Raw genomic sequence first — 20,807 nt, forward strand, 5'->3', positions numbered from 1 at the left:
AACGGGAAGGTAAATGACGTGCAACCAAATTGAAGGGGGAAAACGAACGTGAAACAAGAAATGCGTGAACTGATTCTCCAGCAAGTGAAGGAAGGCAAGTTGACAATCGAGGAGGCGATGACGCAACTCGAGCGTCTCGAACGCCTCGAACCAGAACAAGTCCAGGCGTTAGAAGATCGACAAGACACGGAAAAGGTGGATGCCTATTCGGTCGAATCGCTCACGACGAAATTGACGTCTGCGGTAGAAGGACTCGTCACGAAGCTTCGTGACAGCGACTTCTCCTTCAGCTCGAACTTCGGGCCAGAAGTGACGTATTCGAAATCATTCCCATTCACAGGTAGCGACATCTCACTCGATCTCTTCAACGCATCGGCGACCATCGTCTCGTCAGATGCGGAAGATTGTGAGCTCATCGTGACCGGTCGTCCGCTTCGCCAACAAGACGCGGACAAAGCGCTCGAACAGTTGCAATCGGCGGTCAAGCATTCCGTCATTGGGGACCGTCTCGTCGTCTCCTTGCGTGACAAGCTCGTCCGGGCCCACGTGGAACTGTACGTCCCGCATCACCATTTCAACCATCTTCATATTCAGACGTTGAACGGGGAAGTCCGTGCCGATGGTTTGGACGTCGAGAACGTCCGCGTGCAAACGGCGAACGGTCGCGTTGTCCTACATGAAGTACACGCGTCTGAACTCCTTCTCAATACCGGAAACGGGACAGTCGAGGTGGAAGGGGTCGAGGCAGAACTCGTGCACGTCCGTACCGGAAACGGGGCCGTCATCGTCGGAGGGAAGTACGATAAAGCATCCCTCAAAACAGGGAACGGTAACATCCGCGCGGAACTCGCGACAGCACGTCCTGCCAAGTTCGAACTTGCCTCGCTCGCCGGAAACATTCGACTCGTGTTGCCACACGGCGTCGAGGTGGAAGGCGAACTCGAGACGAACTTTGGTGGACTCCACTGCTTACTCGACGAACTCGAGATCATTCGTGACCGAAAAGACGTTGCCCAGCGTCGTCTCGAATTCTTGTCCGGTCGAGGTCAAACGCCTCGCATCGAAGTCGAAGCGGGTACACGTACCGGTACGATCGATTTGGAACATGGATCGGTGTATACACCGTCGACTTTCCTTGAGGAAGAACAGACGGAGCCGTCGGATCCGGTCGATCCCGTCGACCCAGCCGATTTGAACAATCCGTTCCATCAACAATAAGTAAATCCCGAAGGCAGCGCCTTCGGGATTTTTTGATTATAAATTCATTTCATACTCCATCTGTTGCCAATCCATCATCTGTGTATCAAACAGCGTGAACGCACTGACTGCGAAGACGATAAAGAGGACGGGACCTGCAATCAACAAGATGATACCGAGTAGTCGCATCGATTTCGAGCGATTCCAGTAGAAGATGATGGCGACAATCATCGAGATGAGCGCGCCGGATAAGAAGAATCCGATGATATTCAAAATGAACAAGAGCAAGACCGTCTCGTTTTTCGTCGCCGCATACTCTTTCCACATATCGATCAATGACTTGATGATGTAGATGAGCGTTCCGATTCCGATGACGAGCGCGAAGAGCACGACAATCCAAAACAACGCATCCATATTTTCACCTCCTCTATTTGCCTATACCCTTCCTACGAACGCCATGTATGAAAGTTTCAACAATTTTTTGACACGTTCTTCATCACTTCCCTAACGCTTCCGAGAAAGAGCTATGATACAATAATGAGCGTGAAAGGGGCAGATACTGATGCAAAATATCGTACGTACAGCTCAAGTCGTTGAGCGTTTTAAACTTCAAGTCATTGCGGGAGAAGAGGGACTCCATCGTCCGGTCGCCACACCTGACCTTAGTCGACCAGGACTCGTCCTCGCCGGTTATTACACGCACTATGCGAAAAATCGTCTTCAAGTGCTTGGGAAGACCGAATTGACTTTCTATGCGAGCTTATCGGAAGAAAAGCGTCGCGAACGTGCCCGTATTTTATGTACGGAATCGACACCTGGGATTTTAATCACACGTGGATTTGATATTCCGACAGAAATCGAAGAAGAAGCGGAAGCGGCAAACGTCCCACTCATGCGGACGAATGCGGTGACGACATCAATTGAGTCGCAAATCACGAACTTCCTCGAGATGGAACTTGCACCGATGACAGCGATGCACGGCGTCCTCGTCGATATTTACGGCGTCGGCGTTCTCATCAAAGGACAGAGCGGTGTCGGGAAATCGGAGACCGCGCTTGAACTCGTCAAACGGGGGCACCGTCTCGTCGCTGATGACTCGGTCGAGATCCGTCAAACGGGCGACCAACTCCTCGTCGGTTCAGCACCGAAGCTGATTCGCCACTTGCTTGAGATTCGTGGAATTGGCATCATCGATGTCATGACCTTGTTCGGCGCAGGTGCGGTCCGGTCACATAAGAAGATTAGTCTCATCGTCAACTTAGAGAACTGGGACGCTGGAAAAGTGTACGACCGCGTCGGGCTCGATCACAACACGATGAAGATCATCGATAGTGAAGTCCCGCTCCTCACGATCCCTGTCCGCCCAGGTCGAAACTTGGCGGTCATCATCGAGGTCGCAGCGATGAACTATCGTCTGCAAAACATGGGCATCAATACAGCTGAAGAGTTTGCGGAACGTCTCGCAAACGCGATTCAGGACACTGAAGGAGACTTGTGATCATGGTAGAACCGACATTTGATCGTGTAGCGTTTGAAATCGGGTCTCTGCCGATTTACTGGTATGGTATGATTATCGCCTTCGGGGCAATGCTCGGACTCGTCCTTGCCCTTTACGAGGCGAAGCGCATCAACTATGATTCGGAACGACTCGTTGACGTCGTCATCTGGTCGATTCCAATCAGTATCATCTTCGCGCGTATTTACTACGTGACGTTCCAATGGGATTACTACTCAGAGAATCTCGGACAGATCATCGATATCCGTCAAGGCGGGATTGCCATTCACGGTGCCATCTTCGGGGCACTCCTTGTCGTCATCGTCTATTGTATGCGAAAATCGATGTCGTTCTGGAAAGTTACAGATATCTTGGCACCATCACTTCTCCTCGGACAAGCCATCGGGCGCTGGGGGAACTTCATGAACCAAGAGGCCCATGGCGGCGAAACGACGCGTAGCTTCTTACAAGACACGCTCATGCTACCGGATTGGATCGTCAATCAGATGTATATTGACGGGGCATACTATATCCCGACGTTTCTCTATGAAAGTGTATGGAATATCATCGGGGTCATCCTCCTCGTCGCATGGCGCATGATTGGAAACCCACGTCGCGGATACATCTTCTTGTCGTATCTCGTCTGGTATTCGATCGGTCGCTTCTATATCGAAGGACTGCGGACGGATAGTCTCATGTCAGGCGATTTGCGTGCGGCCCAAATGGTGTCGATCGCCTTGATCCTCTTCGGTATCGTCATGATGGTACTTCGCCGCAACGCGAAACGATACAATGACCCATCAGAGAAAGGATTATTTGATTAATGGATACGCTCTTATTTGACTTAGACGGTACGTTACTCGATACGAACCCGCTCATCATCGCCAGCTTCCGTCATACGTTCGACTATTATTTCCCGGAACATACGTATCGGGATGAGGACATCTATCGCTTCATCGGACCGACGCTCGAGAAGTCGTTCCGTGAATTGAACGAAGCAGAATGGAAAGAGATGCAGGCGTTCTATCGGAGTTTCAACATCGCCATGCACGACCAACTTGTCGCAGAGTACCCGGGTGTCATCGAAGGCTTATATCGCCTTCATGCGAAAGGGTACAAGATGGGCGTCGTCACATCGAAAGGCCGTCCGGTCGTAGAACGGGGCCTTCGGTTATTCAAAATCGACCACTTGTTTGATGTCGTCGTGACAGCTGACGATGTCGAGAATGAAAAGCCGCACGCTGAACCGGTCGAACGTGCTCTGCAAGCGCTCGGCTCGTCACCGGAGCGAGCGGTCATGGTCGGTGACAACGATACGGACATCTTCAGCGGGAAAAACGCTGGGACGAAGACGGTCGCTGTCGGGTGGGCGCTAAAAGGTCGCCCATTCCTCGAATCACTCGAGCCGGACGTCATCATCAACTCGATGGAACATTTCGAGGCATGGCTCGACGAGGTCAGCGTCCATGCGTAAGACGAAACGGTTTCGCATCGACGGGCCGAACCCGCTTTGGCAGATGTATCGGACGATTCGCTTCCTACGTGTCTTCAAAAACACAGCGGTCGTGCTCGTCGGGCGTTACTTCCCTTCGGTGAAGGCGAAGCGGTGGTTGTACCGGACGTTTCTCGGGATGAACATTGGAGAGTATAGTGCTCTTGCCCTCATGGTCACGCCGGACGTCATGTTCCCGGAACGGATCACCATCGGTCGGAACACGGTCATCGGATTCAACTCGACGATCCTCTGTCATGAGTATCTCGTCGATGAGTATCGAATCGGAGATGTCGTCATCGGAAATGAAGTCTTGATTGGCGCGAACGTGACCATCTTACCGGGCGTGACGATCGGCGACGGTGCTGTCGTCGGTGCAGGTGCGGTCGTACATCGCGACGTCTTGCCGGGAGAGCGGGTCGTCGGTTCGAAACTCCAGTCGCTGACACATATTTGACACAATTTTTCGCAAAATGTTTTTATGCCTCTTTTGTATAGAGACATGAAAGAATACTTGAGCGGTATCACTTTTTTTAAAAGGGATGCCGCTTTTTAATGGGAAAATGAACCGAAATGAAGGAATCATATTTTCGCTCAAAAACAATTTTTGAACCTAGTAAAAAATATTCATTATAGAGGGAATATAGTCGCAATTTTTTTTAACTTTTTCAGTTGCCCTCGTTGTTCGAGTGCGGTATTCTTATCCCTGCAACTAAAAAAAGATTCAGAGATGATGTGGAGGATTTAGAATATGGAAGCGAACTATGAAGCAGTAATGACGCTACCCGAACCAGAATCTCCGCTCGCTGCGGAGCTCCACTACTATAGAGGTCGTCGTGCGTTACGGGAAGGTCGCCTAGATGAAGCGACTTTTTTCATGGCTGAAGCGACAGCGGCAGCCACGCATCGCGTCGACTATCATAAACAGTACGCAGAACTGTTATTTGAAGTAGGGGAGGTCTACCACGCCAATGACGTGTGGAAACGAGTATTAGAGCTCGACGAGACCGCGACAGAGGCGCTCTATCATTTAGCGAGCAACTGTGCCTATGTCTCTCAATATGAAGAAGCGGCGAACTATGCATCTGAATATCTCGCACGTGACACGAAAGGTCACTACGCGGAAGCCGTGCAATCCCTTCTCGAACTAATCGAACTCGAACAAGAGCTCGAGGACGAGGAAGAAGACGAATTGATCACATGGCATTCAGAAGCGCAGCGTCAAATCGACAAAGGACGGCTATTTGCGGCAAAAGCGACGCTCGAGCGTTTGATCGGGCAGTATCCATCGTTTTGGCCGGCCTATAACAATCTATCCGTCGTCAGTTTTTACCTCGGCGACGACCAAGCGGCGTTTCGGACGCTCGAGTACGTGCTCGATCAAAATCCGGGCAACTTGCATGCGATCTTGAACACGATTCTTCTATTGCATGAAGCGGGACAATCCGAAGCGGCGATGCAATTATCGACGCCACTCACACGTGTTCGTCCACTCCAGTTTGATTTACGTTATAAATTGGCGACGACACTCGCGCTCGTCGGTCATTATGACCGTGCGTATGAAGAGTTACGTCTATTGAAAGAACGCGGGTTTCGCGGTGACGCATTGTTCGGGCATTGGCTCAGCGTGTCTGCCTATAAGACAGGACGATTAGAAGAGGCGGCCACCTACTTGAACAAAGATGAGATGAAACGGTTCGAAGAGAAACAGAGTTTCGATATTCGAGAAAACCTCGAGTTTCGTTCGGCGCTCGTCCAAGGACTTCGTCAAGAGACGGACTTGGCCCGGATCGAGATCATTCGAATCATTTCTAACCTGAAAGACGATGAGGCGTTTGAAGCGCTCGCGCTGACGAACGCCGTGACAGAGAACGAGACGGTCCGTGCGTTTGCGGAAATGTGTCGTGCCGACCTCTGTCAGCAACCGTTCCAAGGAGACGCTCGTGTCAAGCGCGCCTTTGACACCCTCGTCCTTGCCGAAGCACATGTTTCGGAAGCGGAACGGATGAGCCTAGAAGGTGATTTTTATGAACGATTTGCTACGCTTCTGTTATCGGACGAAGCATTCATGGACGTAACGGCATCGGCCGCTGCGCTCGTCTGGATGTTTTATACGAAACGAGACGCCTTGATTCTCGAGGACTGTGCGAACGCCTTCCATCTCCCGGTCGACACGTTGACGGAGACGGTTCGTTCGTTCAAACGGACACTCGAACAAGCATAAAGATAGACGATACCCATACAGGTTTCTTATACTAAAGGCAATCAATATTTTGCAGAGGTGGAATCAACATGACAGAAGAAAAAATTTATGACGTCATTATCATCGGTGCCGGCCCTGCCGGAATGACCGCTGCGCTATATGCTTCACGTGCAAACCTTTCAACACTTATGATCGAACGCGGAATTCCGGGTGGTCAGATGGCCAACACGGAAGACATCGAGAACTACCCAGGATACGACAGTATTCTCGGTCCTGACTTGTCTCAGAAAATGTTCGACCATTCGAAAGCGTTTGGTGCGGAGTATGCGTATGGGGACGTGCAAAGCATCTCGGATGAAACAGAATACAAAATCGTGCATGCGCACAACCGCGACTATAAAGCGCGTGCCATCATCCTCGCCTCTGGTGCTCAGTATAAGAAAATCGGTGTACCGGGTGAAGAAGAACTCGGCGGCCGTGGCGTATCGTACTGTGCGGTATGTGACGGAGCATTCTTCAAAGGCAAAGATCTCTTCGTCATCGGTGGTGGCGACTCAGCTGTTGAAGAAGGTGTCTTCTTGACACGTTTCGCGAACAAGGTGACGATTGTTCACCGTCGTGATGAGCTCCGAGCTCAAAAAATTCTTCAAAAACGTGCGTTCGATAATGAGAAAATTGATTTCATTTGGAACCACACATTGAAAGAAATCACAGAGAAAGACGGTAAAGTCGGTGGCGCTCGTCTCGTCAGCACGGTTGACGGCACAGAGACAGATCACGAAATCGACGGCGTCTTCATCTATATCGGCATGAACCCGATTACTGGATTCGTCCAAGACCTCGGGATCACGAACGAGCAAGGCTACATCGTCACGAACGAGGCGATGGAAACGAAGATTCCTGGAATCTTTGCTGCCGGTGACGTTCGTGATAAAACGCTCCGCCAAGTCGTCACGGCGACGAACGACGGATCGATTGCCGCTCAGAACGCTCAGCACTTCATCGAGGGGCTCCTCGAATCGTTGCAAGAACAAAACGCATGATTCAAGAAGGTAGGACTGCGGGGAACCGCGGTCCTTCTCTTTTTTTCGGACGTTCGTTATACTAGATGGAGAGAGCTACACACACGGCTCGGTTGTCAATTTTAAGGGGGCGTCAGCGAGATGGAAGATTTTAAAGGATTAGAAGAATTGATCATCATCAGCGGAATGAGCGGGGCTGGGAAGTCGGTCGCGATGAATAGTTTCGAGGATCTCGGCTATTTCTGTGTCGATAACTTGCCACCGGTTCTTTTGCCACAATTGATTGATGTCATCAGCTCGGTCCGACCGAAAATCGCGGTCGCCATTGATACACGTACGAGAGATTTTATCGATAGCCTGTTCATCGTCATCGACGATTTAGAAAAGAAGAACGTACACCCACATCTTTTGTACTTAGAGACGCGTGACGATGTGCTCGTTCGTCGCTACAAAGAGACGCGACGCTCACATCCGCTCGCACCAGAGGATGCGCCACTCGTCGGCATCCAGATGGAGCGCGAACTGTTAGAAGGGTTCCGGGACCGTGCCCATACGCTTTATGACACGAGTGACTTGAAACCACAGATGTTGAAGGACCGCATCTTGCAACAGTTCAACGAGGAACGCATCCCGTTCACGGTCAACTTCATGTCGTTCGGATTCAAACACGGGGTCCCGCTCGATGTGGACTTACTGTTCGATGTCCGCTTTATCACGAACCCGTTCTATATCCCTGAGCTGCGACCGCTCACGGGTCAGACGACGGAAGTGCAAGACTATGTCATGTCACATCCGGAGGCGCGGGCGTTTTATAAGAAGTTGATCGATATGCTCGAATTCCTGCTTCCGCAATATAAGCGGGAAGGGAAGACGCAGATTGTCGTGGCGTTCGGTTGTACAGGTGGGAAACACCGTTCGATCACGTTCGCTGAGAAAGTGTCGGAGCATTTCGCGGAGCGTTACAACGTGAAGACGGTCCACCGTGACCTTGCCCACGCGACGAAGGAGAAATGATATGAGACGAGACCGGAAAGTAGTGGCCATCGGTGGGGGGACAGGATTGTCCACCCTCGTCCGTGGCTTGAAGCATTATCCGCTCGACATCACCGCCATCGTCACGGTCGGGGACGACGGGGGAAGCTCAGGACGTCTACGCGACGAATTTCATATGTTGCCCCCGGGCGACATCCGTAACGTCATCCTGGCCCTGTCAGAAGTCGAGCCGTTGATGGATAAAATCTTACAGTATCGTTTCGACACGGGGTATGGCCTAGAAGGTCACTCTCTCGGGAACTTGATGCTGACGGCGGCGACGCATATTTGTGAAGGCTCGTTCGTCAAAGCGATCGACGTCATGTCGCAGCTCTTGAACGCACAAGGGAAAGTGTTGCCGGTGACGGAGACGCTCATGACGCTCGCGGCGGAGTTTGAGGATGGGACGATCGTCAAAGGTGAATCGAAAATCCCGCTCCATCAGCAGCCGATCAAACGCCTGTTTTTACTCGAAGAGGGCATCAAGCCGGCCCCAGGGGTCGTGGAAGCCATCGAGTCGGCAGACGTCATCGTGCTCGGTCCAGGGAGTCTCTATACGAGCATCATCCCGAACCTACTCATCCCAGACGTGCGAGAAGCCATCGTCCGTTCACAAGTCCCGGTCGTCTATATTTGTAACGTCATGACACAACCAGGCGAGACGAAGGGCTATGACGCCATGAAACATTTAAAAGCCATCGAAGCATATCTCGGGAAGGCGTCGATTGATACGATCGTCGTCAATAACGAGCCGATCGATGAAGACTATTTGGAGCGTTACCTCGAGGACGGATCGGAAGAGGTCCGCTTCGACCGGAAGAAGCTCCGAAACTATGGAACGAACGTCCTGGCAGGAGATATCGTCGATTACAATCGGGATTATATCCGTCATGACTCCGACGCCATTGCTGGACTCGTCATGCAACGAGTACTTCGGATCAAGAAGCCACGCTCGTTCCAACAGTTAGAATTGAAATAAGAATCGTTTGAAAGACAGAAAGGAGGGGGACTCGATGAGCTTTGCATCAGATGTGAAGAAAGAATTGACACAACTTGAAGTGAATGACGCCGAGGCGAAAGCGGAATTGTCGGCACTCGTTCGGATGAATGGGGTCATCTCGCTCGCCCTAGGACGAGGCATGACGCTCGACGTCTCGACCGAAAACGCCTCAATCGCCCGTCGGATGTATTCGTTGATGAAACGTCTCTACGACCATCCATTAGATTTGTTCGTACGGAAGAAAATGCGTCTGAAAAAGAATAACGTCTACATCGTCCGAGTGTCACAGCACGCGGAGACGATGCTTCGTGACCTCGAGATTCTCGGGGAGCACTATGAGATGATTCGGACGTTGAACTCGGATATGACACGAGACGAGAACTTGGCACGCGCCTACTTGCGTGGGGCTTTCCTCGCCGGAGGATCGATCAACCATCCGAAGACGTCGTCGTATCACCTCGAAGTCTACAGCTTATATGAAAACCATAACCAGGCGCTACGCGATCTGGCGAATCGGTTCGATTTGAATGCGAAGACGCTCGAACGGAAAAAAGGGCACATCCTCTATATGAAGGAGAGCGAGAAAATCTCAGACTTCCTCAAGTTGATCGGTGCGACACGGGGAATGCTCGAATTTGAGGATGCACGCATCATCAAGGACATGCGCAACTCCGTCAACCGTCTCGTCAACTGTGAGACGGCCAACTTGAACAAGACGGTCGGGGCGGCATTGCGCCAAGTCGAGAACATCAAGTTCTTGGAGCGGACGGTCGGACTCGATGTCTTGCCGAAAAAGCTTCGGGAAATCGCCGAACTACGTGTCACGCATCAAGACGTCTCGTTACAAGAACTCGGGGAGATGCTCGAGTCTGGCCCGATTTCGAAGTCTGGAATTAACCATCGACTTCGCAAAATTGACCAAATTGCTGAGCGTGTGCGGAGCGGCGACGAGATCGCCTCATCGTGACGCGGTTGCACCAAAACCATTCTTCCTATATAATAAGCAACTGGAATAGGTTTACTGAATAGGAATTAAAGGAGCTTCATCACTATGTCGAATGAAAAGAAAAGATTATCGCTCACGATTGACGCTAAGCTCGACCAAGTCATCACGGAGCGCGCAAAAGAAATCGGAATTCCGAAGAGTGCACTCGTCACGTTCGCAACAAGCCTTCTCTTGAACCAGCTTCGTGCAGAAGAATTGTTGAACGGAGATAAGAACGCGATCTACGAAGTGATTCGTAAAGACTATGAATTGCTCACGAGCGTGAAAAATCTAGATACGAAATAATCAGGTTGACTTCGGTCAGCCTTTTTTAGTTGCATCTCACTCTGAAATTTGGAATAGTGGTGGTAATGAATTTGAACGGAGGTCGATCGAATGGGTCAAATCTTACTCATCCTATTGCTACAACTTATCTACGTCCCGGTGCTCACGCTCCGGACAATCATGCTCGTGAAAGGGAAGACCGTCATCGCGGGTCTGTTCGGGACGCTTGAGACACTCATCTACATCTTCGCACTCGGAATCGTATTCCAAGATTTGACAACGCTCGGTATGATCGTGTACGCAGTCGGGTTCGGTCTCGGGATTTTACTCGGTGGCTATGTCGAACGTAAACTCGCCATCGGCTACAACATGATCCAAGTTCACACGAAAGAATATCCGGCAGAGCTCATTCAACAGATGCGCGACAATGGTTACGGGGTGACGCATTACCAAGGACAAGGTCGAGATGGTGTCCGTTATCGTCTAGACGTCTTGGCAGCCCGTACACGGATGAAGGAATTGCGTGAACTCGTCGAGAAGCATGAGCCGAAGGCGTTTCTCGTCGCATTTGACCCAATCGACTTCAAAGGCGGCTATATGATGAAAGGACTGCGTCGTCCGAAATGACGCGTAAGACTCACGGAAGTGGGTCTTTTTTTGTTGGAGTAGGGATTTTCCTGCACGATAGGGAATGAGTTAGGAAAGGAGATGAGACCGTGAAGCGTAATCGGCGTTTTTGGATTGTATTGATTGGGTTACTTGTCGGTGTAGGGGTGATTTATGTCGCCGTGTCTTGGTTCGGTGATGGGGACGACCCCGTCAAACCGCCGCTCCCGACGGTTCGTGTCGGTTCGGTGACAGCGGAAGTAGAACAATCAACGTATTGTTGGGAAGCTGGCAGTCGTGCGACGTGCGCCGACTATGGCTTGCCGGAAGCGGATGACCTACAACTCATCACGGTCAAACCGGGTGACGCGATTGACGTTGTCTATTATGCCGACCCGATGGAATCGAGTTTCTTTCAGATTGAGGACGGAGAGCTCGTCCCGGCTGAACCGGTCGTACCAGACGAACCCGGCATTTATCTATACGAGGTCGGCGGGGAATGGACGCAGGGCGACAGTCGATACGTGTTCGGTGTTAGGGTACCCGAAAACTAATGGTTGACCTGCCTCTTAGGGACGGCTGTACAGTGAAGATAGGAGGTGGGAACAGTGATTCCGATTGGAAGAGTGGCGCATGTGACCGGATTGTCGGTCAAAGCCATCAAATTTTACGAAGGGCGCGGGTTGATTCGACCGACACGATCGGGCAACCAGTATCGGATGTACGGGATGGAAGAGATTCGACGCTTGAGTGAAATTAAACGATTACGTCAAATCGGGCTCAGTTTAGAACAGATTCAGTCTGGACAGTCTGTTGAGACGTTGCTTGAAACACGGTTATGTGAAGTTAGGACGGAAATTGAACAGCTTCACCGAATCGAAGGACAGATTCGGTCGATGCAGTCAGGAGGGAATGACATGAACATTCGATACGAAACATTGCGTGAACCGATTACAGTCTACGGATACGCGAGTACGTTAGAGGACATCCCGCGCGTGTGGGAGAGGCTCCAACCGGAATTGACGACGGACGAGTCATACGGCATCTGCCTCCCGCATGAGAACGGGTATGTGGCTGGCATGACGAAGTCCGTGAGTGGGGAAGAGGCGCGACAAGTCGAATTGACCGAGGGGAACTATATCGTCGCGACAGTCGAAGGGGGCATCCCGATGATTCCTACGACATACGAGCAACTGTTGAACGTTCCGGACGTGACGCTCCGTGATGCGGTCGACTTTGAACGCTACATTCACGGTCAGGCAGGGGCGGATGACATAATCGAAGTCTGGATGCCCATCGAATAGAAAAAGACGTTTCCCGATTGATTGGGAAACGTCTTTTGTATGATTAGCGAGTCATGACTTTGTCGATGAGACCGTAGTCTTTCGCTTGGTCAGCTGCCATGAAGTAGTCACGCTCTGTGTCGCGCTCGATGACTTCAAGTGGCTGTCCAGTGTTCTCTGCCATGATTTGGTTCAATTTCTCACGCATTTTAATGATACGTTCTGCGTGAATCTTAATGTCTGACGCTTGGCCTTGTGTGCCGCCGAGCGGTTGGTGAATCATGATTTCCGCGTTCGGAAGTGCGAAGCGTTTTCCTTTTTCACCGGCTTGGAGCAAGAAGGCACCCATCGATGCAGCCATTCCGATACAAATCGTCGACACGTTCGGCTTGATGAAGTTCATCGTGTCGTAAATCGCCATACCCGCTGTGATCGAACCACCTGGGCTGTTGATGTAGAGCGAGATGTCCTTTTCTGGATCCTCAGCTGCGAGGAAGAGAAGCTGTGCGACGATTGAGTTCGCGACGTTGTCGTCAATCGCACTTCCGAGAAGGATGATACGGTCTTTGAGCAAGCGTGAGTAGATGTCGTACGCGCGCTCCCCACGGCCTGTCTGTTCGATAACTGTTGGAATTAACATTGAATCTGCCTCCTTTATGTAGGTTGTAAGTTCATCATACCTGTATAGTCAATGTTGGTCAAACGATAGTCATCGTTTTTCATCTATTCCACGATTTTCGCGTCCTGAAACGAAAAAGAGGCCAGGCAATCTGCCTGACCTCTACATCTGATACACCCGGAGAGATTCGAACTCCCGACACCTGGCACCGGAAACCAGTGCTCTATCCCCTGAGCTACGGGTGCATATGTGTGACACGAATTTATTATACATTTGTTTTATTGAAAAAGCAATCCTGTTCATTATCCTTTTTTGAGCGCGAGCGGAGCGGGTTCGTTACAATAGAGAAGAGGGGGGAGAACGATGCAACGGCAAGAACAAAAACAGGTACAACAGCAACAGATGACGCAAGACCTTGTGCAACGGCTACCGGTGCTCGAGGCGGACCGTCTCGCGCTCTCGTATCGTCTCGCACGTCTGGCGCGCCATAATCCAAACATTCATATCGGGAGTGGGGATCTCGGATGGGTCGCGGATGCGGCGAGCGCGTTCGAAGAGAAGCTGTTCACCCAGATTCGCGAAGGAAGCGGTAGCGAGTCGGAGAAAGAGCTGAGACGGCAGCTCGTCCTGTTGCTAGACCATCGAGGATTATTGCCGGATACGAATGATGTGTTGGCGGAACGGTTTGGTGTCGACGTGACTCAAATCGAACAGGCGAGACAGGCACTCTTATTTCTTGAGCCGACGGGAATCGGGGCGAAGACGGAACGAGAGTGTCAGTATCGGCATGCGATTGAACATGAGGACCCGCGCGTCGTCGATGTATTTGATGCGATCGAGAGTGGCGTGAGCCAAAAACAGATGGCGAGCGTACTCGCGATTTCAGATGAAGAGCTCGCCCGTTTAGAGCGAATTGTCGCAACACTACCAAAACGTCCTTTATTATATGAAGAAACGGGTCACGTCTTCCCCGAAGTCGAAGTGCGTTACGAAGATGGAAAACTTGTCACGACGTGGCTCAGCCCGGAACTTGACGCGACGAAAGTCGGCAATGACCGTGAGGCAAAATGGTGGATGACGTCCCTTGCGATGCGGAACGAGACGTTACGTGAGATATGGGCTGTCATCGCGTCACGTCAGACCGAGTGGCTGAAAGGAGAACTTGTCCTCAATCCGCTGACCCGTCGGACCGTCGCACAACAAATCGGCAAGCACGAATCAACAGTCGGACGTGCCATTCAAGGGAAGTTTGCGAAGACCGAAGGCGGGATCATGGAATGGAAACACTTTTTCGTAAGGTCGACGAGTCATGGACATTCACCGTTCATGATTAAGCGGACGCTCGCAGAACTGATTCAACGGGAGAAAGCCCCGCAAAGTGATCAGGCACTGGCGGACGAACTCGCCCGATATGGCTATCCAGTGACGAGACGGACCGTGACGAACTATCGGGAAGAGCTTGGATTCGGTAACTCACGTGAGCGTGAGCGGCAGTTATGGAAGGGATGACAAAAATGAAACTAACTTTATATAAACGTGACAATTGTTCGCTCTGTGACGAGGCGCTCGTCATGCTCGAATGGCTACAGGAGGATTATCCGATCGAACTCGAACAGATTGATATTACGGGAGATGAGGATCTCGAGGCGAAGTACCTCTTCGAAATCCCCGTTCTCATACATGAAGGAGAAGTCATCAGTCAAGGGCGATATGATGACAACAAAGTTGAAGATTTTGTTAAGTATACGCTTACATCGAAAAAAAACGTTTGAAGGGGTTGCCATACGGAAAAGTGATTGATAAGATGAACTCGTAGCGGTGGGACGCAAATAAAAAAGTGGGACAAAAGTTGTCCACACTGAAAGTCGAGGGGGTAAGAGCATGATCCAGCAACTGATTCACGTTCAGAAGCAAATTGTCCCTGACCTGCTCGATACGCTCCGACATCGTTACGATATCTTACATTATGTCCGCTTGATGCAGCCGATTGGCCGCAGGACACTCGCAACGAGTTTGGGACTGACCGAACGGGTACTCAGACGAGAAGTCGACTTTTTGAAAGACCAAGGTCTTCTTTACGTCGCTACTCAAGGAATTTCCCTCAGTGAGACGGGACGAAACGTCTTACGGGACTTGCACGAGATCATGGGAGAACTTCTCGGGATTTCAGAAGTGGCAAGAGAGCTCGAAGAGAAATTAGGGGTTCGCCAAGTCGTCATCGTACCGGGTGATTCAGATGAGACATTCTGGGTCCAACGCGATATCGGACGGGCAGCGGTTACGCAGTTAAAAGCGCGGCTCGCACCGGATGATAACGTGATTGCGGTAACGGGTGGAACGACGATGGCATCGGTTGCGGCGATGATGTCGCCCGATAAAAAAGAACGCCCGATGCATTTTGTACCCGCACGCGGAGGTCTTGGAGAAACGCTTGAACTTCAAGCGAATACCGTCTGTTCACGCATGGCGGACCGGGCCCACGCAGACTATCATCTTCTACATATTCCGGATGAAGTGTCACAAGAGACGTTCGACCGGATGGTGGAGGAACCTAGTATTAAAAATGTACTGGAAATGATTAGAGCGGCGCGAATTGTGGTACATGGAATTGGTGAGGCAGAAACGATGGCAAAACGCCGTCACGCATCACCGGAGCATTTGCGGATGATTGAACGGCATGACGCCGTCGCCGAAGCATTCGGATATTATTTCAATGCGGAAGGCGAGATTGTCCATCGCGTCAAGACGGTCGGGATCCAACTCGAAGAGCTGGATGACATGGATACCGTCATCGCGGTTGCCGGAGGAAAATCGAAGGCACAGGCGATCGCCGCTTATGCGAAACACACGTCGAACATCATCCTCGTCACAGACGAAGGTGCGGCGAAAGAGTTATTAACTTGTTATTAAAGAGTTGACCCCCCGTTGGCTCTTCAATAAATAGCTTCTACCCTAAGGAGGAAATTAACATGGCAGTAAAAGTTGGTATTAACGGATTTGGACGTATCGGTCGTTTGGCATTCCGCGAGATCATCAAAAACGAAGGAATCGAAGTTGTTGCAATCAACGACTTGACAGACACGAAGATGCTTGCGCACCTTCTCAAGTATGACACGACTCAAGGTCGTTTCGACGGAGAAGTTGAAGTACACGACGATCACTTCCTCGTAAACGGAGAGAAAGTTATCACGCTCGCTAACCGTAACCCTGAAGAACTTCCATGGGGAGACCTCGGTGTAGACATCGTTCTCGAATGTACTGGATTCTTCACTTCTAAAGAAAAAGCTGAGCTTCACTTGAAAGCTGGCGCGAAGAAAGTTGTTATCTCGGCTCCTGCTACAGGTGACATGAAGACTGTTGTTTACAACACAAACCACGACATCCTCGATGGTACTGAAACAGTCATCTCAGGTGCTTCTTGTACAACAAACTGCTTGGCTCCAATGGCTAAAGTACTTCAAGACCAGTTCGGAATCGTTGAAGGTCTCATGACGACAATCCACGCTTACACTGGCGACCAAAACACGCTTGACGCTCCACACCCGAAAGGTGACTTCCGTCGTGCGCGTGCAGCTGCAGCGAACATCGTTCCTAACACAACAGGTGCTGCTAAAGCAATCGGTCTCGTAATCCCTGAACTTCAAGGAAAACTTGACGGTGCTGCACAACGTGTACCAGTTGCTACAGGTTCACTCACTGAGCTCGTAACTGTACTCGACAAGCAAGTATCTGTTGACGAAGTAAACGCAGCAATGAAAGCAGCAGCAAACGAGTCATTCGGTTACACTGAAGACGAAATCGTTTCTTCTGACATCGTTGGAATCACATACGGTTCACTCTTCGACGCGACTCAAACAAAAGTTATGACAGTTGGCGACAAGCAACTCGTTAAAACAGTTTCTTGGTACGACAACGAAATGTCTTACACTGCACAATTGGTTCGCACAGTTAAGCACTTCGCTAACATCGCGAAGTAATTTCGTGAACTAAATAGAATCAAATAGGAGCGGAAACAAGAGATTGTTCTCCGCTCTATTTATGAAATGACACGCACGACATATGGAGGCGAAAGTTATGAACAAACAGTCTATTCGTGACATCGATGTAAAAGGGAAACGCGTCTTTTGCCGCGTTGACTTCAACGTTCCACTCAAAGATGGCGTCATCCAAGACGAAACTCGGATCCAAGCCGCACTTCCAACGATCAAGCACTTGCTTGACGGTGGTGCGAAACTCGTCCTTGCGAGCCACCTCGGCCGTCCAAAAGGCGAGAAGAACCCTGAGTTCTCACTTGCTCCAGTAGCGAAGCGTCTCGCTGAGCTCCTCGGAAAAGATGTACCGCTCGTCGAAGAAGCATACGGTCCGGTCGCAGAAGAAGCGGTCGCTAACCTCTCTGAAGGCGATGTCGTCGTTTTAGAGAACGTTCGTTTCTACCCAGGTGAAACGAAAAACGACGCTGAACTTGCAAAAGGATTCGCAGCACTTGCTGACGTATACGTCAACGACGCGTTCGGCGCGGCTCACCGTGCACACGCTTCAACTGAAGGGATTGCACACCACGTGGACACAGCCGTTGCTGGTCTCTTGATGGAAAAAGAACTTGAAGTTCTCGGTAAAGCTCTTTCTAACCCAGACCGTCCGTTCACGGCGATTATCGGCGGGTCGAAAGTAGCGGACAAGATCGGGGTCATCGACCACCTTCTTGACATCGTTGACACACTCATCATCGGTGGCGGACTCTCGTACACGTTCTCGAAAGCACTCGGGCACGAAGTCGGAACGTCACTCCTTGAAGAGGATAAGCTTGACCTCGCTCGTCAATTCATGAAGAAGGCAGAAGACAAAGGCGTGAAATTCTTGATGCCAATCGACTGCGTCATCACGAAAGAATTCGGCGAAGAAACGTATGTCGGCCCAGTCGATATCGACTCGATCCCAGCGGATCACATGAGTCTTGATATCGGACCGAAGACAGTCGAACTTTACGCGGATGCGATTCGCGAATCGAAACTTGTCGTATGGAACGGACCGATGGGCGTATTCGAACTCGATAAATACGCAAACGGAACGAAAGGTGTCGCTCAAGCACTTGCGGATAGCGATGCATATTCAATCATCGGTGGTGGCGACTCAGCCGCTGCGGCAGCCAAGTTTGGTCTTGCTGACAAGATGAGTCACATTTCAACTGGTGGTGGCGCGTCACTCGAATTCATGGAAGGCAAGAAACTTCCAGGTGTCGAGGCGCTTAACGACAAGTAATTTAGAGGAGGGTTATCGATGCGTAAACCGATTATTGCAGGTAACTGGAAAATGAACAAAACACTCTCGGAAGCTGTCGCTTTCGTAGAGGAAGTTAAAAACAACATTCCGTCTACTGACAAAGTAGATGCAGCGATTGGTGCTCCGGCACTTTTCCTCGCACCGATGGTAGAAGCAGCTAAAGGGTCAAACTTGAAGCTCGGTGCACAAAACATGTACGACAAAGATAGCGGTGCCTACACTGGCGAAATCAGCCCAGCTATGGTCGCTGACCTTGGCGTGACTTACGTCATCCTCGGTCACTCAGAACGTCGCGAGTACTTCGGCGAATCAGATGCGTTCATCAACAGCAAAACGAAAAAAGCGTTCGAACACGGTCTTACGCCAATCGTTTGTGTTGGTGAAACACTTGAAGAGCGCGAAGGCGACAAGTTCGAAGAAGTCATCAAAACACAAGTCGAAGGCGGTCTCGCTGACCTCTCTGCTGACCAAGTCAAACAACTCGTCATCGCGTACGAGCCAGTTTGGGCAATCGGTACAGGTAAATCAGCAGACGAAGCTGACGCACAAAGCTCTTGTAAGTATGTTCGTGACGTGGTGAAAGGTCTTTACGGCGAAGACGTAGCGGCTGCAGTACGCATCCAATACGGTGGATCTGTAAAACCTGAGAACATCAAAGAGTACATGGCACAAGAAGACATCGACGGCGCACTCGTCGGCGGTGCTTCACTCGAAGCCGCTTCGTTCCTCAAATTGTTGGAGGCGATTTAAATGGCTAGACCAGTCGCACTCATCATCTTAGATGGTTTCGGGATGCGTGATGAATCGTTCGGTAACGCGGTCATGGCTGCGGACAAACCGAACTTCGATCGCTACTGGGAGCAGTATCCACATACGCTCTTAAACGCAAAAGGCGAGTACGTCGGTCTTCCAGAAGGACAGATGGGGAACTCGGAAGTCGGTCACTTGAATATCGGTGCCGGTCGAGTCGTCTATCAGTCACTCTCACGCATCAACAACGCAATCAAAGATCGTTCGCTTTTTGATCGTCAAGCGATGAACCATTTGGCAGGACATGTGAAGAAGCATGACTCGAGCCTCCATATCATGGGCCTCGTGTCGGATGGCGGGATTCACTCGCATATCAAACACATGTATGCCGTCGTTGAGTTCGCAAAACTCCACGGCATCGAAAAAGTGTACATTCACGCGTTCACGGACGGCCGTGACTGTGATCCGAAGTCAGGTGCTGGTTTCCTCAAGGAAACAGAAGAAAAGCTCGCTGAACTCGGTGTCGGTCAAGTCGCTAGCGTGTCTGGCCGCTACTATGCCATGGACCGCGACAACCGTTGGGAGCGCGTCGAGAAAGTATATGACGTCCTCGTAAACGGAAAAGGTGAAGTCGGTACGGACCCAGTCGAGGTTCTCAAGAAGTCGTATGAGAACGATTTGACGGATGAGTTCGTCTTACCGACAGTCATCGAAAAAGATGGCAAGCCGGTCGCGACGATTCAAGACAACGATGCGATCATGTTCTTCAACTTCCGTCCGGACCGAGCGATTCAGTTGTCGAAAGTATTCAAAGAGAAAGCTGGATTCGAAGGCTTTACACTCTCTGAAAACCATCCTGAGAACCTTCTTCTCGTCTCGATGACGAAGTACTCAGATGATATCGACACGGACATCGTCTTCCCACCGGAAGATTTGAAAAACACACTCGGGGAAACACTCTCTGCGCAAGGATACAAACAGCTCCGTGCCGCAGAAACAGAGAAGTACCCACACGTCACGTTCTTCTTGAACGGACAAAAAGAAAAACCATTCGAAGGCGAGGATCGTCTCCTCATTCCTTCACCGAAAGTCGCGACCTACGATTTGCAACCAGAAATGAGTGCGTACGAACTCACAGACGGCTTGCTCGAGCGTATCGAGTCGGATAAGTATGATGCATACATCATTAACTTCGCGAACCCGGATATGGTTGGTCACTCAGGTAAGCTTGAGCCGACGAAGAAAGCAATCGAAGCAGTCGATGAATGCCTCGGTAAAGTAGTGGACGCATTACTTGCTAAAGGTGGCGCAGCCATCATCACAGCAGACCACGGGAACGCAGACATCGTCACGAACCCAGACGGCTCGCCGATGACGGCGCACACGACGGAACCTGTTCCGTGCATCATCACAAAAGAGGGAGTCGAACTGAAACCAGTTCTCGAAGGCGCACTTTGCGACCTCGCCCCAACGCTTCTCGACCTTCTCGGTGGAGAGCAACCAGCTGAAATGACTGGTTCATCAATCGTTACAAAATCATAAAACTATTTTTCATACG

23 protein-coding genes and 1 tRNA gene are annotated in these 20,807 nt (G+C 50.8%); 21 read left to right on the plus strand and 3 right to left on the minus strand.

Annotation, left to right across the window (positions count from 1 at the left end):
• Nucleotides 1–48: 48 nt before the first annotated feature.
• On the plus strand, nucleotides 49–1,218 hold the full coding sequence (locus tag ACQKD4_RS03425) for a DUF4097 family beta strand repeat-containing protein (RefSeq protein ID WP_214693575.1): 1,170 nt from the start codon (nucleotides 49–51) through the stop codon (nucleotides 1,216–1,218).
• A 36-nt stretch (nucleotides 1,219–1,254) separates the two neighbouring features.
• Here the strand turns inward: ACQKD4_RS03425 and ACQKD4_RS03430 are convergent, their stop codons facing one another.
• The gene (locus tag ACQKD4_RS03430; protein WP_427372486.1) at nucleotides 1,255–1,611 is read right to left on the minus strand and encodes a hypothetical protein; all 357 of its coding nucleotides are present in this window, start codon (nucleotides 1,609–1,611) and stop codon (nucleotides 1,255–1,257) included.
• Between the two features lie 148 nt (nucleotides 1,612–1,759).
• Between ACQKD4_RS03430 and hprK the strand changes: the two genes are divergently transcribed.
• The 13 genes from hprK (at nucleotide 1,760) to ACQKD4_RS03495 (ending at nucleotide 12,621) form a co-directional block, all read left to right on the plus strand.
• The gene (gene hprK, locus ACQKD4_RS03435) at nucleotides 1,760–2,695 is read left to right on the plus strand and encodes an HPr(Ser) kinase/phosphatase (RefSeq protein WP_214693573.1); all 936 of its coding nucleotides are present in this window, start codon (nucleotides 1,760–1,762) and stop codon (nucleotides 2,693–2,695) included.
• Between the two features lie 2 nt (nucleotides 2,696–2,697).
• A complete protein-coding gene (lgt, locus tag ACQKD4_RS03440; RefSeq protein ID WP_074033649.1) occupies nucleotides 2,698–3,516 on the plus strand; it encodes a prolipoprotein diacylglyceryl transferase in 819 nt (272 codons plus the stop codon).
• Nucleotides 3,516–4,166: a pyrophosphatase PpaX gene (gene ppaX / locus ACQKD4_RS03445; RefSeq protein WP_427372487.1), complete on the plus strand. Its 651-nt coding sequence runs from the start codon at nucleotides 3,516–3,518 to the stop codon at nucleotides 4,164–4,166. The genes lgt and ppaX overlap by 1 nt, the downstream gene beginning before the upstream one ends.
• Entirely contained in the window at nucleotides 4,159–4,641 is a 483-nt protein-coding gene (locus ACQKD4_RS03450; RefSeq protein ID WP_214746036.1) for an acyltransferase, read from the plus strand. The genes ppaX and ACQKD4_RS03450 overlap by 8 nt, the downstream gene beginning before the upstream one ends.
• 294 nt (nucleotides 4,642–4,935) lie before the next feature.
• Nucleotides 4,936–6,408, plus strand: coding sequence for a tetratricopeptide repeat protein (locus ACQKD4_RS03455; protein WP_427372488.1), 1,473 nt, complete (start codon nucleotides 4,936–4,938; stop codon nucleotides 6,406–6,408).
• A 68-nt stretch (nucleotides 6,409–6,476) separates the two neighbouring features.
• The gene (trxB, locus tag ACQKD4_RS03460; protein WP_074033640.1) at nucleotides 6,477–7,430 is read left to right on the plus strand and encodes a thioredoxin-disulfide reductase; all 954 of its coding nucleotides are present in this window, start codon (nucleotides 6,477–6,479) and stop codon (nucleotides 7,428–7,430) included.
• Nucleotides 7,431–7,550: 120 nt separating this feature from the next.
• Nucleotides 7,551–8,423, plus strand: a complete 873-nt coding sequence (gene rapZ / locus ACQKD4_RS03465; RefSeq protein WP_074033636.1) for an RNase adapter RapZ — start codon at nucleotides 7,551–7,553, stop codon at nucleotides 8,421–8,423.
• Nucleotide 8,424: 1 nt separating this feature from the next.
• On the plus strand, nucleotides 8,425–9,420 hold the full coding sequence (locus ACQKD4_RS03470) for a gluconeogenesis factor YvcK family protein (protein ID WP_224861729.1): 996 nt from the start codon (nucleotides 8,425–8,427) through the stop codon (nucleotides 9,418–9,420).
• Between the two features lie 34 nt (nucleotides 9,421–9,454).
• Nucleotides 9,455–10,408: a DNA-binding protein WhiA gene (gene whiA, locus ACQKD4_RS03475; protein ID WP_074033630.1), complete on the plus strand. Its 954-nt coding sequence runs from the start codon at nucleotides 9,455–9,457 to the stop codon at nucleotides 10,406–10,408.
• Nucleotides 10,409–10,492: 84 nt separating this feature from the next.
• Nucleotides 10,493–10,732 (plus strand): CopG family transcriptional regulator, encoded by a 240-nt coding sequence (locus ACQKD4_RS03480; protein WP_074033629.1) that lies wholly within the window; start codon nucleotides 10,493–10,495, stop codon nucleotides 10,730–10,732.
• Between the two features lie 90 nt (nucleotides 10,733–10,822).
• Entirely contained in the window at nucleotides 10,823–11,338 is a 516-nt protein-coding gene (locus tag ACQKD4_RS03485; protein WP_074033625.1) for a DUF2179 domain-containing protein, read from the plus strand.
• 89 nt (nucleotides 11,339–11,427) lie between these two features.
• The gene (locus ACQKD4_RS03490) at nucleotides 11,428–11,871 is read left to right on the plus strand and encodes a hypothetical protein (RefSeq protein WP_427372489.1); all 444 of its coding nucleotides are present in this window, start codon (nucleotides 11,428–11,430) and stop codon (nucleotides 11,869–11,871) included.
• Between the two features lie 54 nt (nucleotides 11,872–11,925).
• The gene (locus tag ACQKD4_RS03495; RefSeq protein WP_427372490.1) at nucleotides 11,926–12,621 is read left to right on the plus strand and encodes a MerR family transcriptional regulator; all 696 of its coding nucleotides are present in this window, start codon (nucleotides 11,926–11,928) and stop codon (nucleotides 12,619–12,621) included.
• A 43-nt stretch (nucleotides 12,622–12,664) separates the two neighbouring features.
• Here the strand turns inward: ACQKD4_RS03495 and clpP are convergent, their stop codons facing one another.
• Nucleotides 12,665–13,240, minus strand: a complete 576-nt coding sequence (gene clpP / locus ACQKD4_RS03500) for an ATP-dependent Clp endopeptidase proteolytic subunit ClpP (RefSeq protein ID WP_012726916.1) — start codon at nucleotides 13,238–13,240, stop codon at nucleotides 12,665–12,667.
• A 151-nt stretch (nucleotides 13,241–13,391) separates the two neighbouring features.
• A tRNA-Arg gene (locus ACQKD4_RS03505) sits at nucleotides 13,392–13,464 on the minus strand.
• A gap of 118 nt (nucleotides 13,465–13,582) precedes the next feature.
• Here ACQKD4_RS03505 and ACQKD4_RS03510 point away from each other — a divergent pair.
• The 7 genes from ACQKD4_RS03510 (at nucleotide 13,583) to gpmI (ending at nucleotide 20,791) form a co-directional block, all read left to right on the plus strand.
• A complete protein-coding gene (locus tag ACQKD4_RS03510; protein WP_427372491.1) occupies nucleotides 13,583–14,728 on the plus strand; it encodes a Fis family transcriptional regulator in 1,146 nt (381 codons plus the stop codon).
• Between the two features lie 5 nt (nucleotides 14,729–14,733).
• Complete coding sequence (locus ACQKD4_RS03515) at nucleotides 14,734–14,991, plus strand: glutaredoxin family protein (RefSeq protein WP_074033610.1); 258 nt, start codon at nucleotides 14,734–14,736, stop codon at nucleotides 14,989–14,991.
• A gap of 109 nt (nucleotides 14,992–15,100) precedes the next feature.
• Complete coding sequence (locus tag ACQKD4_RS03520; RefSeq protein WP_012726913.1) at nucleotides 15,101–16,129, plus strand: sugar-binding transcriptional regulator; 1,029 nt, start codon at nucleotides 15,101–15,103, stop codon at nucleotides 16,127–16,129.
• Between the two features lie 59 nt (nucleotides 16,130–16,188).
• A complete protein-coding gene (gap, locus tag ACQKD4_RS03525; protein WP_012726912.1) occupies nucleotides 16,189–17,196 on the plus strand; it encodes a type I glyceraldehyde-3-phosphate dehydrogenase in 1,008 nt (335 codons plus the stop codon).
• 97 nt (nucleotides 17,197–17,293) lie between these two features.
• Complete coding sequence (locus ACQKD4_RS03530) at nucleotides 17,294–18,478, plus strand: phosphoglycerate kinase (RefSeq protein ID WP_337874583.1); 1,185 nt, start codon at nucleotides 17,294–17,296, stop codon at nucleotides 18,476–18,478.
• An 18-nt stretch (nucleotides 18,479–18,496) separates the two neighbouring features.
• Nucleotides 18,497–19,249 (plus strand): triose-phosphate isomerase, encoded by a 753-nt coding sequence (gene tpiA, locus ACQKD4_RS03535; protein WP_034778525.1) that lies wholly within the window; start codon nucleotides 18,497–18,499, stop codon nucleotides 19,247–19,249.
• A complete protein-coding gene (gene gpmI, locus ACQKD4_RS03540; protein ID WP_427372492.1) occupies nucleotides 19,250–20,791 on the plus strand; it encodes a 2,3-bisphosphoglycerate-independent phosphoglycerate mutase in 1,542 nt (513 codons plus the stop codon).
• Nucleotides 20,792–20,807 lie beyond the last annotated feature (16 nt).

Origin of the sequence: Exiguobacterium sp. NPDC077395 (assembly GCF_050269125.1) — a bacterium.
In the GTDB taxonomy this organism is placed as follows: Bacteria; Bacillota; Bacilli; order Exiguobacteriales; family Exiguobacteriaceae; genus Exiguobacterium; species Exiguobacterium aestuarii_A.